This window comes from Roseomonas sp. TAS13, assembly GCF_001950415.1.
GTDB classification, from domain to species: Bacteria; Pseudomonadota; Alphaproteobacteria; order Acetobacterales; family Acetobacteraceae; genus Roseomonas; species Roseomonas mucosa.
This window is the reverse complement of the sequence record NZ_BDLP01000691.1, coordinates 1-1063: the sequence shown is the minus strand read 5'-3', so window position 1 is coordinate 1063 and position 1063 is coordinate 1. Positions and strand designations below refer to the sequence as shown.

Here is a 1063-nt window from a genome sequence, read left to right as displayed (position 1 = left end):
GCTGTGCGTAGATGTGATCAAGAGACAGGCTGGGCCTGCGAGGGGGCCGTGGCGGCGGTGGCCGCCGGCCCGGCCACGGTGCCGGGCGCCGTCCCGGCCGCTGGACCCTGGACCACCCCTTGGACCGCCCCCTGGACCGCCCCCTGGACCGTCCCTTGGGCCATGGCCATGCCGGCGGAACCGAGCAGCAGGGCGGAGAACAGCAGGCTGGCACGGAACGTCTTGCGCAATGGGGCCTCCTCTGGGCTGGTGAGCGCAGGAGGAAGAGGACACCCGCCACAGGGCAGGTCTCGGGCGTCCCCAGGGAATCTCTGGGGCGGAAGCGGCGGCTTCGTGGCCGGTGTGACAGGCTGAAACATGGGGCCTGGCGGCCGGGGCTTTGCCCCGCCCCGCTCCGTGACCAGGGCCGGAGGACCCGCGCCGGCGACGCGTGCTACTCCCCGGCGGCGCCCTACCCTGCCCGGCTGCCGCGGCCGCTTCCGGTGGCGCGGGGGCCCCGGGCAGCGGCCCGGCGTTCGGCCGAATCGGGGGCCACCATCGGGTAGTCGGGCGGCAGGCCCCAGCGGGCACGGTACTGGTCCGGCGTCATTCCGTAGGCGGCCTTGAGATGGCGCGTGAGCATCTTCACCCGCCTCCCATCCTCCAGGCAGACCAGGTACCCGGGCGTCACGCTCTCGGCGATCGGCACGGCCGGTTCGGGGCGTGGCCCCAGGGGCTGCCCGCTGGATTCGGCTCTGGTGGGTTCCTCCTGGGACTCCCCTTGAGGATCCAGGCCGGCCAGGGGCTCCGCCAAGGGGGCAGCCAGGGAAGGAGCCTCCCTGCGCGGGGCTTCCCGGGGGATTTCCCCCGGAGAATTCCCTGGAGTGCCGGTGGGCGCCTCCGGTGGCGGGGCCTTGGGGCGATCCGGGACATCGGGTGGCGTGCCGACAGGCGAGGCCGCCGCAGGCGGGGCCTCGCGCCGCCCGGGCTGCGGCGCGGGCGCTACAGGCCCGGTTTCCCCGGTGGCCGCATCGAGGGATGCCGTGGTGGGCGCCGGGTGCCGCCGTGGCCCAGGCCGGGGGGC

At 75.4% G+C, this 1063-nt stretch carries 2 protein-coding genes; both read right to left on the bottom strand.

The window, feature by feature from the left end:
- Positions 1-17: 17 nt before the first annotated feature.
- Positions 18-230 carry a hypothetical protein gene (locus ROTAS13_RS24880; protein ID WP_075823697.1) on the bottom strand — a complete coding sequence of 71 codons (213 nt, stop codon included), beginning with the start codon at positions 228-230 and terminating at the stop codon, positions 18-20.
- Between the two features lie 221 nt (positions 231-451).
- Entirely contained in the window at positions 452-793 is a 342-nt protein-coding gene (locus ROTAS13_RS24875) for a MucR family transcriptional regulator (protein WP_256371410.1), read from the bottom strand.
- Between the last annotated feature and the right edge of the window lie 270 nt (positions 794-1063).